Here is a 21,736-nt window from a genome sequence, read left to right on the forward strand (position 1 = left end):
GGTCTCCTAGCGGCTGTTGGTGAGCGTTTCGGCGATGTCGGCGCGGAAGACGCGCAGCGCCGGCAGCAGGGCAGCCGCAAACCCAATAGCAAGGGCGCCGGCGATAATCCAGAGTTCGCCCGCCTCGAAGCGGCTGGCATCGAGGCCGAGCTCGGCTAGCTGGCGGATGTTGGCGGCGGCAAGGCCGATGACGCCGTGGCCGAGCGCCAGGCCGAGCAGCGCGCCGGCGGCGGCCAGCGCCACGCCTTCGAAGATCATCTGGGCGAAGATGCTGGCGCGGCTGGCGCCGATGACGCGCAGCATCGCCATGTCGCCTTCGCGCTGGCGAAGTGCGGTGTAGAGGGCGACGAAGATGGAGAGGCCGGCGGTGAGCATGAGCAGCACGGCGAGCGCGCGCACGGCATCGAGGCCGAGCCCGACAAGGCCGAGCAGGCGGGTGATCTCGACGGCGGGCACGGCGGCCTGAAGGTTGGTCTGGCGGTTGATGAAGCCGGGCAGCTGGACGGCGGCGAGTGGCGAGGCATAGGCGACGAGAAGGGCGGTGACCTCGGGCTCCATGCCGCCGCCGCGAGGGTCGCCATGGTTGTGGTCCTCGTCTTCTTCGTGGTGATCGGCATCATGGTCGGGGGTGCCGTCGCCGTCGTGATCATGGTCTTCGTCTTCATCATCATGTTCGATGCCGTGGACGTCCCAGACCGATTCGATGCTGGTGAGGATCAGCCGGTCGACGACGCTGCCGCTCGGTGCGAGGATGCCGGTGACGATGAAGGGGGCATGGTCATGGCCCTGCGCCTGCTCATCGCCCGAGAGGCCGTGGCTGCCGATGAAGCGCTGGCCGAGCGCCATGCCGAGACCGCGGGCGACATCGGCGCCGATGACGACTTCGGACGGCGCGCTCCAGAGCTGGCCCTCGGCGAGGGTGGCGCCGTAATGTTCGGGGTAGGCGGGCTCGGTGCCGACGATGCGGTAGCCGCGGAAATTGTCGCCCTGGGCGAGCGGGATGACCTTGGCGACGGTGCGCTGGCTGCGCAGGACGTCGATGGACGAGAGCGGGATGTTCCCGGTGGGGACATCGGCCTGGTAGATGCTGGCGAGGATGAGCTGGAGCGGCGAGCCCTTGGCGCCGACGACGAGATCGATGCCCTGGGCGTCACGGTCGAAGCGGGTTTCGAGCTGGCGGGCGAAGAGCAGCAGGATGACGAGCGTGGCGACCGCAAGCGCGAGCAGCGCGATGTTGAGCACGGTATTGAGACCGCGGTCGCGCAGATAGGCGAAGGAGAGGCCGAGGAAGCTCATGCGGCGAGCCGGACGACGGTGTTGAAGCGCGGCGCGATGCGCGTGTCATGGGTGGCGACGAGCAGGGTGGCGCCGGTGGCGGCGGCGGTTTCGAAGAGCAGGTCGACCATGGCGAAGGCGTTGGCATCATCGAGTGCGGAGGTTGGCTCATCGGCGACGACGAGCCTTGGCCGGGTGATGAGGGCGCGGGCGATGGCGGCGCGCTGGCCTTCGCCCTGTGACAGGGTGCGGGGGCGGGCGTCGATGCGGTGGGCGAGGCCGACGCGGGCGATGAGCGATTCGATGGCGGCTGGATCATGGCGCCCAGTGCCGATGCGCTGGGCGAGTGCGAGATTTTGCCGCACGCTGAGTGCCGGGATGAGGCGGAGCGTCTGGAAGACGAGGCCGATGGTGCGGCGGCGCAGGCTGTCCCGGGCGGCGGCGCCGAGGGCGCTCATCTCCTCGCCGGCGACGAAGACCCGGCCGGCGCTGGGCGTGATCAGGCCGGTGACGGCGTTGATGAAGGTGGTCTTGCCCGAGCCCGAGGGGCCGAGGACGAGGGCATGGTCCCCGCTGGTCTGCTGCCAGTCTCCGACCGCCATGATGCGCTTGCCGCCGACCGCATGCGAAAGGCCCTCGGTTTTCACCAGAGGGCCTGTTTGCGACGGGGTCGATTCGGCCGCAGCCGAGGTCATCAGCGGTTGAGCGAATAGGCGGCGGGCATCGAGGCGCTGGCGACCGGCGCTGCGGGCGCCGCTTCGGCAACCTCGGTGGTGGCGGCCTGAGCGGCGGGCGCCGGCTCGGGATCGGCAAGGCCATATTGCTTGATGAAGGCGGCGCGGGCGTTGGCCATGGCCATTTCCTTGGCGCGGGCGGCTTCCTCGGCGTCCATGCCGACCGTGTAGCTGTGGCCGGCAAAACCGGGCAGATAATCAAGGTCGCAGGCCGCGGCCGGGGCGGCGGCGATGAGCAATGTGATGAGCAATGGTGTGCGCATAGGACGTCCCCTTCTTGTGCCTAGATAGTGCATGGGGGCGGCGAATGCCAGACCCCGAAGGACCGTGGCCGATTTGTCACAGTTTGCTACTGCTCAATGACGGATCGCGTAATTTTATGTTGCAAAGCGGCGGAGGATGCAGAACACCTGTGCACATTAGCGCCAGATGAACGGTGAAGACACCGATCGGCGTTAGTCCCAGCGTTGCCGGGTCCGGGGGTCCAGATTGCGCGAGAGCGTGGTGGTTCTGGTCCTGATCGGGTGCCGCTGGTTCAAGTCCGTTCCTGGGGAGGTGCGAGGCTTGTTCAACACTAAGGGGGTATGACTGATGAAGACGACACCGACCTTCGCCGTGCGCCGTTTGCGCGCTCTGGGGCTTGGCACTGTTGGCACGATGGCGCTGGTGATGGCCGCGCAGCCGGCGTTTGCTGCTGAAGATCAGCCCGCCGCGACCGCTGCTGCCGCTGAAGCGCCCGCCGATGCCATCGTCGTCACGGGTTCGCGCATTGCGCGCTCGGGCTATGACGCGCCGACGCCGGTCAATATCGTCTCCGAAGCCGAGCTTCAGGCCGAGCCGCAGCCGAGCATCGGTGATTATGTGAACACGCTGCCGGCGGTGCAGAACAGCGCCAGCTCGCAGAGCAACTCGGGTTCGCTGTCGAACGGCCAGTCGGGTATCGCCACGGTCAACCTGCGTAACCTCGACGCGCAGCGCACGCTGATCCTGATCAATGGGCAGCGCTCGGTCTCGTCGTCGACGGCCGGTCTGGTCGATGTGCAGACCATTCCGCAGGGCCTGATCAAGGGCGTTGAAGTGGTGACTGGCGGTGCCTCGTCCGTCTATGGTTCGGACGCTGTCGCCGGTGTCGTCAACTTCATCCTCAACACGGATTTCGACGGCTTCAAGGCCGAGTATGAGCATGGCGTCACCACCTACGGCGACGCGCCCAACCATCTGGTGCGCCTGACCGCCGGGCAGGGCTTCGCCGGTGGGCGTGGCCGCATCCTGCTGGCGGGTGATTATTTCAAGCAGGAGCCGGTCGACACCATCGACCGCGACTGGAACGACGCCGGCTTCTTCCAGATCACCAATCCCGACAAGTCGCCGGGCGCGCCTGAGCGTTTCGTCGGTAGCGGCATCGGCACCCACCAGTTCACGCCGGGCGGCATCGTGCGCTCGGGCCCGCTGGCGGGGACCTATTTTGGTCGGCCCGATGGCAATGGCCAGGCGTCGCTCAACCAGTTCTCCTTTGGGCCGCGGGATGGCCAGTGGATGCAGGGCGGCGATTATCTGGTCAGCCGCGAAGGCCATCACAGCTCCAACTCGCTGGTGGCTGACGAAGAACGGTACAACATCTTCGGTCGCGTTTCCTATGAAGTGTCGCCGGCATTCGAAATCTATGCGCAGGGGTCGTTCTCCAGCTATGAGAATGCCAGCTTCTATCAGAAGACGCCGACAACCAGCGTCACCATCCAGCGCGACAATGCCTATCTGCCGACCGAATTTGGCGATCTGATGGACCAGAACGGTCTGACCAGCGTCAGCGTCGGTACCGGAAACTGGGCGATCCCGGCGCAGGGCGCCAACAACCGCCGGCAGGTGCAGCGTTATGTGATCGGTGCAGACGGTGACTTCGACACCGGCGGCATCTCGTGGTCCTACAACGCTTACTACCAGCTCGGTATCGCCAAGACCCGCGAACTTCTGACCAACACCTGGCGGAATGCGAATCTGGCGCTGGCGACTGATGCGGTGTTTGCGCCCGATGGCAGCATCGTCTGCCGCTCGACGCTGACTGATCCGGGCAATGGCTGTCTGCCGGTGCCGCGCATCGGCTTCGGCGAAGCCAGCCCGGATGCGCTGAACTACATCTTCAATGGTGACCAGCCGACCTCGCGTCGTCAGCGCCTGCGGCAGGATGTGGCGGCGGTCACCTTCTCGACCAACGACATTTGGGACAATTGGGCTGGCCCGGTCAGTCTCGCGTTCGGTGCGGAATATCGCCGTGAGGCCGTGGACGGCGAAGTGACGCCGGCCGAACCGAACAGCACGGGCTTCCTCTATGGCAACTACCGTGTGACCAGGGGTGATTATGAAGTTCTTGAAGGGTTCGTCGAAACGATCTTCCCGGTTTATGAGGGGCTTGATCTGAACGGCGCCCTGCGTGTGACCGACTATTCGACCTCGGGCACGGTGACGACCTGGAAGCTGGGTGCGACGTGGCAGGTGATTGATGACATCAAGCTGCGCGTGACCCGGTCGCGTGACATTCGCGCGCCCAACCTGGCCGAGCTGTTCGACCCCGGCCGCGGCCGCACCAACACGGTCGACGTGCCGCTGGCCGGTGGTGGTTTCCGCGCCGACCAGTTCTTCGAGCAGTTCACTGGCACCACCGATCTCGATCCCGAAGTCGCGCTGACCTGGGGTATCGGTGCGGTGTTCACGCCGACGTTCCTCGATGGCTTCGCCGCCTCGGTCGATTACTTCGACATCGACCTTTCGGGTGCGATCTCGAACATCACGGCGCAGACGACGGTGGACCAGTGCTTCGAGCAGAACAACCAGGCGGCCTGCGCGCTGATCACCTTCGCCAGCCCGAACGACATCAGCCAGATCCGGCTGGTTCCGTTCAACTTCTCGTCGATCCGCACCAAGGGGATCGACTTTGAGGCCAGCTACCGCAAGCCGATCGGCGATGGCAACATGACCCTGCGTGCGGTCGCGTCGCACTATATCGACTCGATCACCGACAACGGCATCAACACGCCGCAGGACGAAGCCGGGCAGAACTCCGGTGGCGGTGTGCCGTCGTGGAACTTCCGTCTCTCGGCCAATTATGACACCGAAGACTGGGCGTTCAACGTGGTTGGCCGTGGTTTCTCGGGCGGCACCTATGACAACCGCTTCATCGAGTGCCAGTCGAACTGCCCGGAGATTGGTTCGCCGGAGCGGCCGAACGCCGACTTCCGCACGATCAACAACAACCGGATCGATGGTCAGTGGTATGTCGACACCTCGATCACGCGCCGGTTTGATGTGGGCCGGTCGCGGGCGGAAGTGTTCCTCTATGTGCGGAACCTTTTCAACAGCGATCCGGTGCCGGTTGGGATCGGGCCGACGGGCAACAACACCCCGGGCTATCCGCAGACCAATCGCGTGCTTTATGACGTCCTTGGTCGCCAGTTCCGTCTGGGTGTTCGCTTCGAATACTAGTCGGGTCTGAAAGCCTCTGCTAGACAGGTCCCGGGCCGTGGGGAAGCGGCCCGGGATTTGTCTATCTAGGGGACTAACATCATGACTTTGCTGAAATCCGGGCTTGTCGCTGCGCTGCTGGCGACGAGCGTTCTGGCGCCTGCGCATGCGGCGGCACCCGCTTCGATGAAGAAGGCGGCTGTGGCCGGCGTTGAGGCGCGGGCGAAGATGGCGGCCGAGATGGTCGACATGGTGTTCAGCTTTGCCGAGCCGGGCTTTCAGGAGGTCAGGACCAGCGAATATCTGTCGGGCATCCTTGAGCAGAATGGCTTCAAGGTGGAGCGCGGCGTGGCGGGCATTCCGACTGCCTTCAAGGCGGTGTGGACGTCACCGGCGGGCGCGGGGCCGATGATTGCGCTGGGCTCGGACATTGACGGGCTTTTGGGGCTGAGCCAGGTGCCGGGGAGCCCGGAAATCAAGCCGCTGCTGGAAGGCGCGCCGGGCCACGGCGAGGGGCATAACAGCGGGCTGCCGATGATGATCGTGGCCGCACTGGCGGCCAAGGATGTGATGATCAAGAACAACATCAAGGGCAGCCTGATGGTGTGGCCCGGGGTGGCGGAAGAGCTGCTGGCGACCAAGGCCTTTTTTGTGCGCGAGGGGATGTTCGAGGACGTCGATGCCTCGATCTTTGCGCATGTCAGCCGTGATTTCAGCACCGGCTGGGGCGAGGGCTGGGGCAATGGCATGGTGAGCGTGGAATATACGTTCGAGGGCTATACCAGCCATGCTGCCGGCGCGCCGTGGATGGGGCGTTCGGCGCTCGATGCGGTCGAGATCATGAATGTGGCGTGGAACTATCGGCGCGAGCATCTGCCGCTGCGGCAGCGGTCGCATTATGTCGTGTCCAATGGTGGCGGCCAGCCCAACATCGTGCCGGGCAAGGCGAGCGTCTGGTATTATTTCCGCGAGGGCGATTTCGAGACGATCCGGGCGCTGTATGAGGCGGGCAACCGGACGGCGCGGGCGGCCGCCATGGCGACTGACACCAAGATGACCAGCCGGATCCTGGGTTATGCGGCCCCGCAGCATGGCAACAAGGTGCTGGCCGAGGTGGCTTATGAGAACATCAAGGCGGTGGGCATGCCGAAATGGTCGGCGGCTGACCAGGCCTTTGCGAAGGCGATGCAGGAGACCAACAAGATCAAGGTGGAGCCGCTGGCGACCGAGATCGGGAAAATGTCTGCGCCGGACCCGACGCGGGTGAACATGGGCGGCGGTTCGGATGATATTGGCGATGTGATGTGGACAGTGCCGACGATCACGGTGCGCTATCCTTCGAACATCCCCAATGCGATCGGGCACAATGTGCAGTCTGCGATCGCCATGGCGACGCCGATTGCGCACAAGGGCGTGGTGGCCGGGGCCAAGGCGGTGGCGATGACGGTGCTCGACCTGATGACGACGCCGAAGCTGATCGACGAGGCCAAGGCCTATTTCACCGAGGTGCAGACCAAGACGCAGAAATATGACCCGGTGCTGACCAAGGACGACATGCCGGCGATCCATCTCAACAAGAACATCATGGCGCAGATGCGGCCCGAGATGGAGAAATTCTATTATGACCCGAGCAAGTACAGCTCCTATCTGGAGCAGCTCGGCGTGGCTTATCCGGGCGTGCCGGTGAGCGGGGCGGGCGACGGCGCCCGCTGAGCCGTCAGACGGACCAACGAGAAGGGGGCGGGCCTTGCGGCTCGCCCCCTTTTCTGTTGCCTGGCGGGCTGGCTCAGTCTTCGAGCATCATCTGGACGGAGACATCGAGCGTGGCGGGCAGCGGCAGCAGGCGGAAGACGGTGGACGAGGTGCCGGGGACCGAGACGTTGACGCGGACCTGATTGGCGCCGACCGCTTCGCTGGTGACGGTGACGTCAGCGGCGGGCACCCAGGCGGGCATCCAGTCGCGGACGGCCGTGCGCACATCGGTGGCGGCGGCATCGCCGAGCGAGAGGGCGCGGGCGCCGCTGCGGGCGCCGTTGAGCATGGCGTTATAGGTCATGGCCATGACGCCATATTGCAGGGCGCCGGCGACGACCATGAGCATGACCGGGAGAATGAGAGCGAATTCGGCGGCGGCGGCGCCCTGGCGGGCGCGGCGCAGGCGCGCGAGCAGGCCGGCGGGGGCCTTCGCGCCTGCGGGATGCTGCGACTCTGTCGTCATCGTCGGTCCTCGTGCTGTGTTTGTGCATCTGCCGAGAATCGGCCCGGCTTGATTTCAATATACGACAAAAGCCCCGAAACCCCAAGAAACTCCGATTTTACGGTTAACCATTGCGCCTCGTGTCAAGGTGAGAAAAGGTCCGTTTTGCCAAGTATTTGCCTGCCATGCTGGAGCAGGGGAAAACTTAACAACGTCGCGGCAATTGTAAGACTGTGTATGAGAAAGGCACCTTAACTCCCTTTAATATTGACCCTTTTTCGGGGCGGACATATCCAGATCTCGAGCTGGCGCTGTGCCGGTCTCTCTCGCACCTCTCGAAAGACAGGCGACGGAGACAGACCAAGCGGCGGTTCCTTATGGCCAGAACCGGGAACGGGGACGGCGTTTTGCCCGAACGACCGGCCCTGCCGGCCAATATAGAAGGAATGAGACCATGATGAAGCTTCTGAAGAACATCAAGACCAACGAGAGCGGCGCTTCGGCCGCTGAATACGCCCTCATCGTCGCCATCATCGGCGCGGTCGTGGTTGCCGGTGCTGCCATCCTCGGCGGCGGTATCACTGCGGCGTTCAACACCGCCAACGGTCAGCTGACCTCGGCTGGTACGGGCGGCGGCGGCGGCTCGTAAGCCAGCCGCGCGCAAGCGCAGACAAAGGAGCCCGCGTCCCCGAAAGGGGGCGCGGGTTTTCCTTTGTGCGTTTGGGGCCGAAAAGTGATGCGAAAACAGCACAGAACCGGGAAAATGCCCGGGCTTGCCAAGGGAAAAGGAATCTGAAATCAAAGACTTAATGAATTGCTAACGAGTGTTAACCTTGACGGGCTTGTCAAGAAACGACTTTATCCATATGGATTCAATCGGTTTCTGTTCGGCTCGCTGGTTGCATCTCACCGCTGGCGCGCTGAACGGGGTTCGCTGGAGGGGCGAGATGCAGATGCTGCTGATTGTTTGGCCCGGGCTTGGGGACGCGCAGACGGGGGCGCGGCTAAATGTCAGCCAATGTCAGCCGTTGACCGGGCATGGACATGGGCTGGCCAATGCGCGGGACGGACACAAGCAGCAGGGGCATACCCATGCGTAAATCTTCTATCTACATGCTGGTGGCGGCGATCGTTCTGGGACTGGTCGCGGTGTTTCTGGCGCGTTCCTTCCTCAACCGGTCGGACCAGCCGGTGGCGCAGTCGCAGGCGGTGCAGACAGTGAATGTCGTGGTCGCGGCTGACGCGATCGAATTTGGCGAAGAGATTTCGGCCGAGAAGCTGAAGGTGGCGCCGTTTCCGGCGGCGACATTGCCGAGCGGCACGTACAGCCGGGTGACCGATCTGACCGACGGGGATCGGCCGCGCGTGGCCTTGCGGCCGCTGGCAGCGAATGAGCTTCTGACCACGACGTCGGTTTCGGGCGAGGGTGGGCGGCTTTCGACATCGCCGCTGTTTGGCGAGTCGATGCGCGCGGTGTCGGTGCCGGTGAACGAGATTGTTGGCGCCGGCGGCTTTCTGGTGCCGGGTGACCGGGTCGATGTGTTTGTGACGCGGCAGGGGGATCAGGACGAGCTGCCCTATACCGACCTGCTGGTGCAGGGCGCGCGGGTGCTGGCATCGGGCCAGAACGCCGATGCGGCCGCCGCCAAGCCCTTTGTCGTCAAGTCGGTGACCATCGAGGTTTCGCCGCTTCAGGCGCAGAAGCTGGCACTGGCGCAGCAGGTGGGCACGCTCAGCCTGGCGCTGCGCAGCCTGACCGACGAGAGCCGGGTGCGGCTGGAAACCGCACAGCTGCTCGATCTGAATGACGGGACGCGCACGCGTATCTTGCGAAAGGTGAAGGCTGACGCCGGCGGCGAGGCTGGCGCGCCAGCCAAGCCGCGCGGCCCGACGGTTGAAATTTTCCGTGGCGGCAAGGATGGTGCAAGCTCTACTGTATATGGAGTGCCATCACGATGACGCGGGGGAGCCGGGGGATGCGGGTTATCAGGGGCTTGCTGGCAGCGGTGGCGATGGCGGGGCTGGCGACGGGCCTTGCCGCGCCGGCGGCGGCGCAGCAGGCGACGCAGGATGCGCGGACCGGGGCGGTGCTCGAGGTGCCGATCAACAAGTCGCAGACGCTGCGGGTGGGGCAGCGCTTTGCCAAGGCGGTGGTCGGCAATGCCGAGATTGCCGATGTGCTGCCGCTGAGCACGTCGAGCGTTTATGTTTTGGGGCGCGGCATCGGCGCGACCAACCTCAGCCTTTATGACGGCGGCGGCGGGCTGATCGCGGTGGTGGACATTGTGGTGGGGCCGGACAGCCAGGGGCTGAAGGCCAAGCTGGCCGAGCTGGCGCCGACCGAGGCGGTGGCGGTGACGGCATCGAACGGATCGATCGTGCTGAGCGGCGAGGTTTCGAGCGCGGCCGCGGCCGAGCGGATCGTGACCATTGCCGAGACCTATGCGCCGAAGAAAGTGGTCAACATGCTGGGCGTGAGCGCGGTGCAGCAGGTGCTGCTCGAGGTCAAATTTTCGGAGATGTCGCGCTCGACGGTGAAGCAGCTGGGCATCAACCGGTTCAGCTTCGACAATTCGACGATTTTGACGCCGGGGTCGAACGGCGGGATTGTCACGAGTCCGGACTCGGTTTCCAATCCCTTCTTTCTGGGGCTGAACCTGCCCAATGCAAGCAATCTGCTGATCAATATCGATGCGCTGGAGCGGCAGGGGCTGGTGCGGACGCTGGCCGAGCCGAACCTGGTCGCGCTGTCGGGCGAGACGGCGGCGTTTCTGGCGGGCGGCGAGTTTCCGATCCCGACGAACGTGCAGGTCAATGGCCAGGTGGCGATCGAGTTCAAGCAGTTTGGCGTGAGCCTGGCCTTTACGCCGACGGTGCTGGAGGACGGGCTGATCAACCTGCTGGTGGGGCCGGAAGTGAGCCAGCTCGACCCGAGTGCGGGCATCGAGCTGAGCGGCATTCGCATTCCCGGCCTGAAGGTGCGGCGCGCGCGCACGACGGTGGAGCTGCGCGACGGCCAGAGCTTCGCGCTGGCGGGCCTCATTCAGAATGATTTTGCCGATACGGTGCGGGCAATTCCGCTGCTGGGGCGGATTCCGATCATCGGGGCGCTGTTCCGCTCGACGGCCTATAACAAGTCCGAGACCGAGCTGGTGATGATCGTGACGCCGCGGCTGGTGCGGCCGGTGGCGGCCGGCAGCCTGGCAGTGCCGACGGACCGGGTGTTCGAGCCATCGGACCTCGACATCTTCCTGAACGGCAAGACCGAGCGGCGGGTTGCGCCTTCGGCGCCGGGGATGCCTGGCATGATGCCGGGTGCTGGTGCGCCGGTGGCGGCCAGTCCGGCCGGTGATTTCGGCCATGTGATCCGCTGACAGGAGGGCATTATGCGCGTCTTGCTTCCCCTTTTCGCCGCCTCGGCCCTGCTGGCGCTGCCGGCGTGCGAGACCGACCCCGACCTTGGCTATTCGGTGCGCCGTGCAGTGGCGTCGCAGGCGGTCGACATGAACCCGACCTATGCTGGTGTGCCAATCGAGGGGTCGAGCGGGGTTCGCGCGATTGATGCGCAGCGGCGCTATCTGAAGGGCGAGCCGCGCGTGCTGGGCAAGATCGATGGCACGGTCGACCAGACGGGCGGGCTGAGCGGGTCCACCGGCGGCGGACGTGAGGGCGGCGCGGCGGCGGCTAACAGTAATTGACATGTCCAACTCCGGACCGGGGATTATGGTTAGCGGTGTCTTTCAGGAGGGAATCGATTTGGGTGAGGCTTCGCCTGTGAGCGGCATCAGTGGTGGCAGCGCCTCGCGCGTCAGCATCGTGCTGTCGCCGCCGCTGGCCTCGTCGCTCAATGTCGACCGCCTGATGCTGCCGGATGTTTCGGTGCAGTTGCATTCGGGCACGCTGGACAGCTTTGCTGGAGATCCGGCGCGGGTGGACTCGACCGATGTGCTGGTGGTCGAGCTCGATCCCGCCGATGTGCGCGGGATGGAGGCGTTTGAGCGGTTCGCCAGCCAGCATCTTGGCCGGGTCGCGGTGGTGGCGGCGGTGCAGGAGCTGTCGGTGTCGGTGACGCGGCGGATCTTGCGGTCGGATGCGGTCGATGTGCTGCCGCTGCCGTTTTCGGCGGACGAATTGCATCAGGCGGTGGAAACGGCGCGGCAGGTTCGCCAGACGCCGCTGCCGCCGCCGGTCTTTGCCAATGCGGCGCCGCGGCGGCGCGGGCGGGTGATCAGCTTTCTGGGCGCGCTCGGCGGGGTGGGCACGACGAGCCTCGTGTCCCAGCTTGGCGCGCTCTGGGCGCAGGACAAGCGGGTGTGTCTGGTCGATCTGGATGTGCAGTTTGGCAATGCGGCGCTCTATCTCAACCTGCGGCCGCGGATGACGGTGGCTGAGCTGGTTGACGCTGGCGATCGGATGGACGGCGAGTATCTCGCCTCGGTGGCGGAAAAGCATGTCAGCGGGCTCGATGTGGTGGCGGCGCCGACCGACATTGTGCCCTTCGACATCATCACGCCGCAGATGGTGGAAAAGCTGATCGCGCTGGCGGCGGAAAATTATGACGTTGTGCTGATCGACCTGGCCAATGCCTGGACCAACTGGTCGGCAGCCGCGCTTGGAGTTTCGGATTCGATCATATTGGTGAGCGAACTTTCGGTGGCCGGCGTGCATCAGGCGAAGCGCCAGCTGGATGTGCTGGAGGCCAATAATCTCACCGACCGTGTGCGGCTGGTGCTCAACCGGATGGCGGTTTCACTGTTTCGCAAGGCCGATCTGTCACAGACCGAACAGGCGTTGAAGCGCAAGGTCGATTTTGTGGTGAGCAACGATTATCCGACCATGTCGGCGGCGATTGACGAGGGCCGGACGGTGGGCGCGATCAAGGTCAAGTCCCGGCTGGAGAAGGACCTGCGCGCGCTGATGGCCGGTCTTGCCGAAATCGAGGCGCTGTCATCATGATCTGGCCGAGCCGCAAATCGGGCGTTTCGGCCGGTGCGGACACCCTGCCCCCGCCTGCGGCCGAGGCGCCGCGGGCGCCGGCTGCGACGCCGGCCGCGCCCGCTGCGGCACCGGTGGCGAAGGGCCCGGCCAAGGTGCCGGCGGCGGCCGTCCCGCCGAAGCGCAGCGATGGCTATACCGAGCTGAAGGTCACGCTGCACCAGAAGCTGATTGAGCGGATCAACCTTTCGGCGCTGGAGACGATGACGCGCGAGCAGGTGGGCCGCGATATCGGCGAGATTGTGCAGGAGATGCTCAAGGAGCTGAACCATGCGCTGAACCTGACCGAGCGGCGGCAGCTGGTGGAGGACATTCTCGACGAACTGCTGGGGCTGGGGCCGCTCGAGCCGCTGCTCAAGGACCCGACGATTTCGGACATCATGGTCAATTCGGCCAGCGTCGTGTTCATCGAGCGGTCGGGCAAGATCGAGCTGTCGCCGACGCGCTTTGCCGATGACCGGCACCTGATGCGGATCATCGGCAAGATCGTGTCGGGCGTGGGCCGCCGGGTGGACGAGAGCTCGCCGATGGTTGACGCGCGCCTGCCCGACGGGAGCCGCATCAACGCGATCATTCCGCCGCTGGCGATCGACGGGCCGGCGCTCTCGATCCGCAAATTTTCGAAGACGCCGATCGATCTCGACAAGCTCGTGGGCTTTGGCGCGCTCACCGATGATGCGGCCACGGTGCTGCGCGGGGTGGTCGCGTCGCGGCGCAATGTCATCATTTCGGGCGGCACCGGCTCGGGCAAGACGACGATGCTGAACGCACTGTCGGCCTCGATCGATGACGGCGAGCGCATCGTGACGATCGAGGATTCGGCCGAATTGCAGCTTCAGCAGAGCCATGTGCTGCGGCTTGAAACCCGGCCGGCGAACGTCGAGGGCCGCGGCGAGGTGAACCAGCGCGATCTCGTCAAGAACTCGCTGCGCATGCGCCCCGACCGGGTGATTCTGGGTGAAATCCGCTCGGGCGAGGCCTTTGACATGCTGCAGGCGATGAACACCGGCCATGATGGCTCGATGACGACGGTGCACGCCAACACGCCGCGCGACGCGCTCTCCCGTATCGAGCAGATGATCGGCATGTCGGGCATCGACATCAGCCCGAAATCGGCGCGCGCCCAGATCGCCTCGGCGATTCAGGTGGTGTTGCAGCTGGCCCGTTTGTCTGATGGCTCGCGCAAGGTGCTGTCGATCGCGGAAGTGACCGGGATGGAAGGCGATATCATCCTGATGCAGGAGATTTATCGCTTCGAGCGGCAGGGCGTGGACGAGAATGGCAAGGTGCTGGGCGAGATGAAGCCGCTTGGTGTGCGGCCCAAATTTGCCGAGGTCCTGCAGGCGCGCGGCATTCACCTGCCGGCCGACCTGTTTGACCCCTACAAGCGGAAGCCGGGCTGATGGACAGCCTGATGACCGCCGAATTCGGCTTTTATGTCGTGGTGTTCATCACCGTGGTGCTGGTGATCGAGGGTGGTTTTCTGCTCTACCGTGATGTGATTGCGCCGCGCGGGCGGGTCAGCCGGCGGATGGAGCTGTTGTCGCAGGGCGCGTCCAACGCCGACATCATGGAGACGCTGCGGCGCGAGATGCCGGATACCAACAGCGCACTGCTGCCCTCGCTGATCAACCGGGTCGAGAAGCGCATGACCCAGGCCGGCATGCAGATGAAATCGACAACGATGGTGACCGGCATGGTGGCTACGACGGCCATTGTCGGTGTGCTGTTTCCGCTGATTGGCGGGATTACCGGGCAGCTGACCTCGCCGATTGCCTATCTGCTTGTGTTCGTGTTTGCCTTTGCCATCGGCGTGGTGTTGCCGATGACCTATATCAGCATGCGCGCGACCAAGCGGATGCGGCTGTTCGAGGCGCAGTTTCCGGTTGCGCTCGACATTTTCGTGCGTGGCCTGAGGGCGGGTTATCCGGTCAATTCAGCGCTGGAACTGCTGGTGACGGAAGTGCCTGATCCGATCAGCTCGGAATTTGGCCTGGTGCTGGCCGAGATGAACTATGGCTATAATCTGCGCGACGCGCTTTCCAACCTGGCCGACCGGGTGGGCACGCAGGACATGTACATGTTCGTGGTGTCGGTGGCGATCCAGTCGGAGACGGGTGGCAGCCTTGCTGACATCCTTGAGGGGCTGTCGAAGGTCATTCGGGACCGGGCGGCGATGGTGCTGAAAGTGAATGCGCTGGCCAGCGAGGGCAAGATGACCGGGTCGCTGCTGACCGCGCTGCCGATCTTGACCTTTGCCTTCACCTTCGCCAACCAGCCGAGCTTCTATCTCGATGTCATTGACGACCCCTGGTTTCTGCCCGGCGTTATCGGCATGGCGGTCCTGTATACGGTGGGCATCTTGCTGATGCGCCGTATCATCGACATCAAGGTCTAGGGGGATGCGGTGAACCAGGCCGATCTCGTCTCCTATGCGGTGATGGCGATTGTCTTTATTGCGGTCGTGCTGACCGTGCTGGCGGTGGCGCCGCTGCTGCAGCGGCGGGTCAACATCACCCAGCGGCTTTCCGGGCCGGTTTCGACCGCGCGTGCGCCCAAGGAGGGCCAGGCGGCGAGCCTGCGCACCGACCAGACGGCCTCGGTCTGGGCGCGGATCGTGGCCGAGGTCGAGAAGCGGGGCCTGTCGCTGGCTGACACCAAGGGTGATGCGCTGGCCGAGAAGCTGATGCTGGCGGGCTATGACCAGCCTTTTGCACCGCGCGTCTTCGTGTTGACGCGCACCGTGCTGACGCTGGCGCTGCCGATTTTTGCGCTGATCGTGATTGCGTTGCTCGACAATTGGCCATCGCCGGGCAAGCTTTACATCCTTCTGGTCGTCTTGGCGGCGGTGGGGCTTTATCTGCCGAATTTCATTGTCAATTCGAACGCGGCCGAGCGCAAGAAGGAGATATTGAACGGCTTTCCCGACACGCTTGACCTGATGCTGGTGTGCGTGGAGGCGGGGCTTGGTCTCGATGCAGCGTTCAGCCGGGTGGGCACGGAGATTTCGCGCTCGCACCCGCTCATTGCACGCCTGTTCGCCATTGTGTCGCTTGAGCTTCGCGCCGGGCGGACGCGCGAGACGGCGCTGCGCAGCCTGGCGCGGCGGACCGCCGTGCCCGAGATCGGGGCGTTTGTGACGCTGGTCATCCAGTCTGACCGGCTGGGGGCGAGCATCAGCCAGGCGCTGAAGGTCTATGCCGAGGAAATGCGCGAAGCGCGCAAGATGCGCGCCGAGGAAAAGGCGATGCGTATTCCCGTGCTGCTGGCGGTGCCGCTGGTCGGCTTTCTGCTGCCGACGATGGTCGCCGTGCTGATGCTGCCGGCGTCGATTCAGGTGAAGAATGCGATGGCGGATGCCGATGTCGATGACAAGGGAGACGAAGCCCGTGAGCCTTGATCAGTCGTTTCGCGGTGTGGATGCCAAGGCTCTGCTGAAGAGCGGGGCGGCGCTGGGCGCGGTTGGCGCCTCGCTGGTCGATGGCGGCGCGGCCGAGGCTGGCAACAAGGCGCTGAAGGCGGAGGCGGACGCGCTGCGGCAGGCGGCGGCGGCGCGCGCCGCGGCCAGCCGACCGGCCGCCGAGGCGCCTGCTGATCATTATGCGCGGGCCAAGCTGCTGCTGGCGGGCGGCGATGTGCCCGGTGCCATGGCGGCCTTCCGCCGGGTGCTGGCTGAGGAGCCGCGCTCGGTTGATGCGATGAACGGGCTTGGCGTGACCTATGACCGGATGGGCCGGCATGATGTGGCGCGGGGCTGGTATGAGGCGGCGCTGGCGGTGGCGCCCGAAGACGGCGCGGTTCTGGCCAATCTTGGCTATTCGCTGACCTTGCAGGGGGAATGGCGCGAGGCGATTCCCTGGCTTCAGGCGGCGGCGCGGAGCCGGGATGCAACCGCTGTGGCAAATGCGCGGCGGCTGCTGGTGCGAGTGAATGCCGAACTGACGGCGGCGCGGACGCGGGAACCGGTTTTCGCGCGCCCGGCCGAGATTGCGCTGCAGGTGCCGGTCCCGGTGCCGGCGCCGGTGCGAACGGCGCCGGTGCAGCTGGCCGCCGTGACACCGGTGGCCAAGGCGCCGCCGCCGGTGGTGGCTGACAGTCCTGTGCCGGTCGCGTCGGTGGAGGTTGCGTCTGTGGCGGTGCCGCCTTCGGTTGGCTTTGCGCCGGCGCCGCGCGAGGTGTTGAGCCCGGTGGCGATGCCGGATGAAGCGATTGAGCGCGTGGCCGCGCCGCAGCCGGACCTTCAGGCCGGCGCACATATCGAATTTGCGGCCAATGGCGAAGCGCAGCTGGTGATGGGCGGGGCGCCCGCGCCGGCGGCGGCGCTGGTGGCCAGTCTTGGCGATGCGGCGGTGCTGGTGCTGGCACCGCAAGCGCCGGTCGCGTTGGCGCCGCTGGTCGAGCAGGTGGAGACGGCGCGGCTGGCCGAAGCGGCGCCGCCCCGGGCGCGGCGCGCGGTTGCACGGCCTCGCGCGCGTTTGCAGCCGGCGCTGGTGACGGTCGAGATGCCGGTGGCGACGCTGTCTTTGGCGGCAGCGCCTGAAATCACGCTGATTCCGGCGCTTGTGGCAGCGCGCGCCGAGGCAGACGCGATGTTGGTCGCGGCGGCGCCGGTGGCGGCTCCGGTTGAGACGGCGGCCCGGCAGGTTGTCAGGCAGGCGGTAGCACGGGTCGAAACGGCGCGGGCGCTGGCGGCGACAGAGGATGCGCCGGTTGATATCATGGCCTTTGCGAGCGATGACGCGCTGGCGCCGGCGGCGCTGGCGCGGACATCGGTGGCCTCGGTGCCGGTGATGCGCGCCCCGGTTTCGATTGGCGTGAGCGGGCCGCTGGCGCGGGCGCCGGGCAGCCCAGAGGCCGATCCGGCCTGGTTGCTGCATGTGCGGCGCGCCGGCCCTGATGGCCGCACGGCACCGAGCGCGCCGGCGCTGGCGTTGCGGCACGGCGATATCGGCGGCACCCGGCTTTTTGAAAGCGACGATGGCGCGCTGAACAGCTTTGCCGCCCGGATGCGCGGGCCGCAGGGGGCGGGCATCGACCCGGGATCAGCGGTGGCGAGACAGGCTGCGATTGCGCGGCTGGAACGGGTGATCGCGCGCGTCCGCGCCGCATGAGTTCGGCCCGGCGGGTCATGCTGCCGATGGTGCTGGCAGCCTTTTTGACGTCGCCTGCGCTCTGGGCCGGGCAGGAGGATGCGGGGACGCCAATGACCCCGCTGGCGCTGATTGACGGGGCGATTGCCGATGGTCGGCTCGATGCGGCCGAGGAGATCATCCGGCGCGCGCCGCTGGAGGTGCGCGACCCGGAGCTCAGGCTGCGGCAGGCAGAGATTGCGCTGGCGCGCGGCCGCATGGCCGAGGCGCTGACCGGCTTTGGCCTGTTGATCGATGAGCCGGCGGTGGCGGCGCGTGCGCATCAGGGGTTGGGCATCTCGCGGTTGCGGCGCGACCAGATTGATGAGGCCAAGGAGGCGCTGGACACGGCGCTGGCGCTTGATCCCGGGCTGCTCCGCGCGCAGCGGGCGCGGGCGGCGGTGGCGGACCGGGAGCGCGACTGGAAGCGGGCAGACGCCGCCTATGCGGCGGCACTGGCGCTGGCGCCCGGCGATGCCGAGACGCTTTCGAACCGGGGCTGGTCGCGGATGCTGCGCGGCGAGCATGCGGCGGCCGAGGCGGACCTGATGGCGGCGCTGTCGGCGGACCCGGCGCTTGAGGTGGCGGCGGGGAATTTGCGGCTGGCGCGCGCCATGCAGGGCAAATATCAGCAGGCCTTTGAAGGCTCGACGCGCGAGACGCTGGCGGCGGATCTGAACACCGTGGGCTTTGCTGCCATGTCGCGCGGGGACCTGGACATTGCCGAGGCCTATTTTCGCCGGGCGATGATGATCAACCCGGTCTATGACCGCACGGCGGCGGCGAACCTTAGCTGGGTGGAGGCGGAGCGGGCGCGGCTGGCCACGGCGGGCGCGCCGAAGAAGTGACGCCGCTGGTCGATCTGGGGCCTGAGGTGCCGCTATGGCTGGCGGCGGGTGCGCTGGCTTGCGCGCTGGTGGCGGCGGGCTGGGACATGGTGAAATTCGAGATTCCCGACGAGATTTCGATCGTGCTGATCGCGCTCGCAGCCGCTTATGGGTTGGTGACGCCGGGCTTTGACTGGCTGTCGCATGCAGGCGCGCCGGTGCTGGTGTTCGCGGTCGGGCTGTTTCTGTTTGCACGCGGCTGGATGGGCGGCGGCGACATCAAGCTGCTCACCGCGCTGGCCAGCTGGACCGGGCTGGCGGGGCTGCCGCTGCTCTTGGTCGGCACGGCGCTGGTGGGCGGCGGGCTGGCGCTGGTGCTGCTGGTGGCGCGGCGCTTCAATGCGGCCGGCCAGGGGCCGCGCGTGTTGCATCGGGGCGCGCCACTGCCCTATGCGGTCGCGATTCTGGGCGGCGTGCTGTTCTTTGCCTGGCAGGCGTGGCGGGTCTGGCCGCTGGGCTGAACGGTCAGACCAGCGTTGCCAGCGCCGAACGCTCGAACCCCTTCAGCCTGTCAAGGGCGCCGGCGCGGACCTTGGCCGGCCAGTCGGGGTTGGTGATGAGGCTGCGGCCGACGGCGACGAGATCGAATTCACCGGCATCGAGGCGGGCTTCAAGCGCGGCGATGTCGGTGGCGGACGAGCTTTCGCCGCCGAAGCCGGCGATGAATTCGCCCGAGAGGCTGACACTACCGACGGTGATGGTGGGGCAGCCAGTGAGCTTGCGCGCCCAGCCGGCGAAGTTGAGGCCATTTTCACCATCGATTTCGGGGAATTCGCTCTCCCAGAAGCGGCGCTGCGAGCAGTGCAGGATATCGACGCCGGCCTCGACAAAGGGCTGGAGCCAGGCGGCCATCTCGTCAGGCGTGGCGGCGAGGCGGGCGGCATAGTCCTGCTGCTTCCACTGGCTGAGGCGGAGGATGAGCGGGACTTCGTCGCCGGTTTCGGCCTTGACGGCGCGGACGACCTCGGTGGTGAAGCGGCAGCGTTCGGGCAGGGTGTCGCCGCCCCAGCCATCGCTGCGCTGGTTGGTGCCGTGCCACTGGAACTGATCGATGAGATAGCCGTGGGCACCGTGCAGCTCGACGGCATCAAAGCCCAGCCGCACGGCGGCGGCGGCGGCGCTGGCATAGGCGGCGATGGTGTCGGCGATGTCGGCATCGCTCATGGCGTGGCCCCAGGGCCGGCCGGGCTTGAACAGGCCGGAGGGGGATTCGGCGTGGGTTTCGTCGGGCTGGGCGCGGTTGATGGCGCTGCCGACATGCCAGAGCTGGGGGGCGATCTTGCCGCCGGCGGCGTGGACGGCGGTGACGACTTCGGCCCAGCCGGCCAAGGCTTCCTCGCCGTGGAAGCGGGGGACGGCGCTGTCGTTGGTGGATCCGGGGCGATCGATGCCGGTGCCTTCGGTGATGATCAGGCCGACGCCGCCTTCGGCGCGCCTGCGATAATAGTCTGCGACATCATCGCCGGGGACGCCGCCGGGCGAGCAGCTGCGGGTCATGGGGGCCATGACGATGCGGTTGGGCAGGGTGAGGTTGGGCAGGCTGAAGGGCTGGAACAGGGCCTTGGTCATGATGTGAACTCCGGTTGCCCGTGATGGCTAGAGGGGGCGGCGCTGCGGTGCAACAGGTGTTTCACTTGACCCGCCATGCGCGGAGCGGCAGGGGCTGCGCTCCCTTATTCCGAGCTTTTGTAATGCGTGTTGCCGATGATCCTGCTCGCCCTGCCCTGCGGCCGCTGCTGCGGCTGGCGGGGCCTGTGGTGCTGTCGCGGCTGGGCATCATGGCGATGGGCGTGGTCGATACGGTGGTGGTGGGGCGCTATTCGGCCGAGGAGCTGGGCTATCATGCCATTGGCTGGGCACCGACCGGCGTGGTGCTGACCACCGCGCTGGGGCTGCTTTACGGGATCCAGGTGATGACCTCGCAGGCGATCGGCGATGGCCGCGCCGAGGAGACCGGGGTGATATTGCGGCGCGGCGTCGCCTATGCCTTTCAGGTCGGGGTGGCAGCAGCGCTGGTGCTGGTTTTGCTGGGCGGGCCGGCGCTGCACCTGGTCGGGCTGGAGCCGGCGCTGGCCGACGGGGCGACGCCGGTGTTGCAGGCGCTGGCGCTGTCGCTGGTGCCGATCTTGGTGGCGGATGCGGGGCTGTTCTGGCTGGAGGCGCATGGCCGGGCAGTGCCGGGCATGGTGGCGATGTGGGCGGCGAACCTGGTCAATCTGGGGCTCAACCTGTGGCTGGTGCCCGGCAATTCGGGGTTTCCGGTGGCCGGAGCGGTGGCCAGCGCCTGGTCGACGGGGCTTTCGCGGCTGGTGCTGATGGTGCTGATCTGGGTGGTGATCGCGCGCTGGGCGGAGGCGCGGCGGTTTGGCGTGTTTGACAAGACCGCCCCCGACCCGCAGGCGGCCGCAGCGCAGCGCGCGGTGGGCTATGGCACGGCGGGCAGCTATTTCATCGAGAGCGCGGCCTTTGGCGCGATGAGCATCTTTGCCGGCTGGCTGGGCACGCTGGCGGTGGCGACCTGGGCGATCGTGCTCAATGTGGCGGCGGTGATCTTCATGGTGCCGCTGGGGCTGGCGGCGGCAACCGCGGTGATGGTGGGCCGTGCCCACGGCGCGCGCAGCCCGGCAGGCGTGCGGCGCGCGGCCGGGCTGGGCTTCGGGGTGACGGTGGCAGTGCTGCTCGCCATCTGCCTTGGCGTGGGGCTGGGCAATGAAGCGCTGGCGGCGGCCTATACCAGCGAGCCGACGGTGCGCGGGGCGGCTGCGGCGGCGCTGCTGCTCTCCTGCCTGTTTTATGTCGGCGACGGCCTGCAGGCCGTGGGCGCGCAGGCGCTCAGGGCGCGCGGCGATGTCTGGATGCCGACGGCGACGCATTTTGCCAGCTATCTGTTCGTGATGATGCCGCTGGGCTGGGCACTGGCGCTGCCGCTGGGGCTGGGCCTGATGGGACTGGTCTGGGCCGTGATCGTCGCCTCGGCGCTGTCGGCGCTGCTGCTCTGGGGGCGCTTTTGGTGGCTGGGGCGGGGGGCGCTTGTTTAGGGCCTCCGGCGGCTGGGGCCTCAGG

Annotated in this window: 19 protein-coding genes; 14 read left to right on the forward strand and 5 right to left on the reverse strand. The window is 66.4% G+C overall.

Features of this window, described 5'->3' with window-relative positions; translation table 11 throughout:
* Nucleotides 1–6 precede the first annotated feature (6 nt).
* Genes ACMVO5_RS11245 through ACMVO5_RS11255 form a run of 3 tightly spaced genes read right to left on the reverse strand, consistent with a single transcriptional unit; the run spans nt 7 to nt 2,272 of the window.
* On the reverse strand, nt 7–1,296 hold the full coding sequence (locus tag ACMVO5_RS11245; RefSeq protein WP_416907590.1) for an ABC transporter permease: 1,290 nt from the start codon (nt 1,294–1,296) through the stop codon (nt 7–9).
* Nucleotides 1,293–1,922, reverse strand: coding sequence for an ABC transporter ATP-binding protein (locus ACMVO5_RS11250; RefSeq protein ID WP_416907591.1), 630 nt, complete (start codon nt 1,920–1,922; stop codon nt 1,293–1,295). Before ACMVO5_RS11250 ends, ACMVO5_RS11245 begins: the two co-directional genes overlap by 4 nt.
* A gap of 47 nt (nt 1,923–1,969) precedes the next feature.
* Nucleotides 1,970–2,272 (reverse strand): hypothetical protein, encoded by a 303-nt coding sequence (locus ACMVO5_RS11255; protein ID WP_416907592.1) that lies wholly within the window; start codon nt 2,270–2,272, stop codon nt 1,970–1,972.
* 328 nt (nt 2,273–2,600) lie between these two features.
* Here ACMVO5_RS11255 and ACMVO5_RS11260 point away from each other — a divergent pair, with 328 nt between their 5' ends.
* Entirely contained in the window at nt 2,601–5,486 is a 2,886-nt protein-coding gene (locus ACMVO5_RS11260) for a TonB-dependent receptor plug domain-containing protein (protein WP_416907593.1), read from the forward strand.
* Nucleotides 5,487–5,567: 81 nt separating this feature from the next.
* The gene (locus tag ACMVO5_RS11265) at nt 5,568–7,178 is read left to right on the forward strand and encodes a peptidase dimerization domain-containing protein (RefSeq protein ID WP_416907594.1); all 1,611 of its coding nucleotides are present in this window, start codon (nt 5,568–5,570) and stop codon (nt 7,176–7,178) included.
* 73 nt (nt 7,179–7,251) lie between these two features.
* Here ACMVO5_RS11265 and ACMVO5_RS11270 read toward each other — a convergent pair whose 3' ends face one another.
* The gene (locus tag ACMVO5_RS11270; RefSeq protein ID WP_416907595.1) at nt 7,252–7,683 is read right to left on the reverse strand and encodes a TadE/TadG family type IV pilus assembly protein; all 432 of its coding nucleotides are present in this window, start codon (nt 7,681–7,683) and stop codon (nt 7,252–7,254) included.
* Between the two features lie 433 nt (nt 7,684–8,116).
* Here ACMVO5_RS11270 and ACMVO5_RS11275 point away from each other — a divergent pair, with 433 nt between their 5' ends.
* The 11 genes from ACMVO5_RS11275 (at nt 8,117) to ACMVO5_RS11325 (ending at nt 19,134) form a co-directional block, all read left to right on the forward strand.
* Nucleotides 8,117–8,311: a Flp family type IVb pilin gene (locus tag ACMVO5_RS11275; protein WP_416907596.1), complete on the forward strand. Its 195-nt coding sequence runs from the start codon at nt 8,117–8,119 to the stop codon at nt 8,309–8,311.
* A 443-nt stretch (nt 8,312–8,754) separates the two neighbouring features.
* Entirely contained in the window at nt 8,755–9,621 is an 867-nt protein-coding gene (gene cpaB / locus ACMVO5_RS11280) for a Flp pilus assembly protein CpaB (RefSeq protein ID WP_416907597.1), read from the forward strand.
* Nucleotides 9,622–9,638: 17 nt separating this feature from the next.
* Nucleotides 9,639–11,036 carry a type II and III secretion system protein family protein gene (locus ACMVO5_RS11285; RefSeq protein WP_416907598.1) on the forward strand — a complete coding sequence of 466 codons (1,398 nt, stop codon included), beginning with the start codon at nt 9,639–9,641 and terminating at the stop codon, nt 11,034–11,036.
* A 12-nt stretch (nt 11,037–11,048) separates the two neighbouring features.
* Nucleotides 11,049–11,360 carry a hypothetical protein gene (locus ACMVO5_RS11290; protein WP_416907599.1) on the forward strand — a complete coding sequence of 104 codons (312 nt, stop codon included), beginning with the start codon at nt 11,049–11,051 and terminating at the stop codon, nt 11,358–11,360.
* 76 nt (nt 11,361–11,436) lie between these two features.
* On the forward strand, nt 11,437–12,618 hold the full coding sequence (locus tag ACMVO5_RS11295) for an AAA family ATPase (protein WP_416907600.1): 1,182 nt from the start codon (nt 11,437–11,439) through the stop codon (nt 12,616–12,618).
* On the forward strand, nt 12,615–14,060 hold the full coding sequence (locus tag ACMVO5_RS11300) for a CpaF family protein (RefSeq protein ID WP_416907601.1): 1,446 nt from the start codon (nt 12,615–12,617) through the stop codon (nt 14,058–14,060). The genes ACMVO5_RS11295 and ACMVO5_RS11300 overlap by 4 nt, the downstream gene beginning before the upstream one ends.
* A complete protein-coding gene (locus ACMVO5_RS11305) occupies nt 14,060–15,055 on the forward strand; it encodes a type II secretion system F family protein (protein ID WP_416907602.1) in 996 nt (331 codons plus the stop codon). The genes ACMVO5_RS11300 and ACMVO5_RS11305 overlap by 1 nt, the downstream gene beginning before the upstream one ends.
* Nucleotides 15,056–15,064: 9 nt before the next feature.
* Complete coding sequence (locus ACMVO5_RS11310; RefSeq protein WP_416907603.1) at nt 15,065–16,057, forward strand: type II secretion system F family protein; 993 nt, start codon at nt 15,065–15,067, stop codon at nt 16,055–16,057.
* Nucleotides 16,047–17,768 carry a tetratricopeptide repeat protein gene (locus ACMVO5_RS11315; RefSeq protein WP_416907604.1) on the forward strand — a complete coding sequence of 574 codons (1,722 nt, stop codon included), beginning with the start codon at nt 16,047–16,049 and terminating at the stop codon, nt 17,766–17,768. The genes ACMVO5_RS11310 and ACMVO5_RS11315 overlap by 11 nt, the downstream gene beginning before the upstream one ends.
* Nucleotides 17,765–18,634 carry a tetratricopeptide repeat protein gene (locus ACMVO5_RS11320; protein WP_416907605.1) on the forward strand — a complete coding sequence of 290 codons (870 nt, stop codon included), beginning with the start codon at nt 17,765–17,767 and terminating at the stop codon, nt 18,632–18,634. The genes ACMVO5_RS11315 and ACMVO5_RS11320 overlap by 4 nt, the downstream gene beginning before the upstream one ends.
* A complete protein-coding gene (locus ACMVO5_RS11325; protein ID WP_416907606.1) occupies nt 18,631–19,134 on the forward strand; it encodes an A24 family peptidase in 504 nt (167 codons plus the stop codon). The genes ACMVO5_RS11320 and ACMVO5_RS11325 overlap by 4 nt, the downstream gene beginning before the upstream one ends.
* Nucleotides 19,135–19,138: 4 nt before the next feature.
* Here ACMVO5_RS11325 and ACMVO5_RS11330 read toward each other — a convergent pair whose 3' ends face one another.
* On the reverse strand, nt 19,139–20,242 hold the full coding sequence (locus ACMVO5_RS11330; RefSeq protein WP_416907607.1) for an NADH:flavin oxidoreductase: 1,104 nt from the start codon (nt 20,240–20,242) through the stop codon (nt 19,139–19,141).
* A gap of 122 nt (nt 20,243–20,364) precedes the next feature.
* Between ACMVO5_RS11330 and ACMVO5_RS11335 the strand changes: the two genes are divergently transcribed.
* The gene (locus tag ACMVO5_RS11335; RefSeq protein WP_416907608.1) at nt 20,365–21,711 is read left to right on the forward strand and encodes an MATE family efflux transporter; all 1,347 of its coding nucleotides are present in this window, start codon (nt 20,365–20,367) and stop codon (nt 21,709–21,711) included.
* Nucleotides 21,712–21,736 lie beyond the last annotated feature (25 nt).

Origin of the sequence: Polymorphobacter sp. (assembly GCF_048007885.1) — a bacterium.
GTDB lineage: Bacteria > Pseudomonadota > Alphaproteobacteria > Sphingomonadales > Sphingomonadaceae > Sandarakinorhabdus.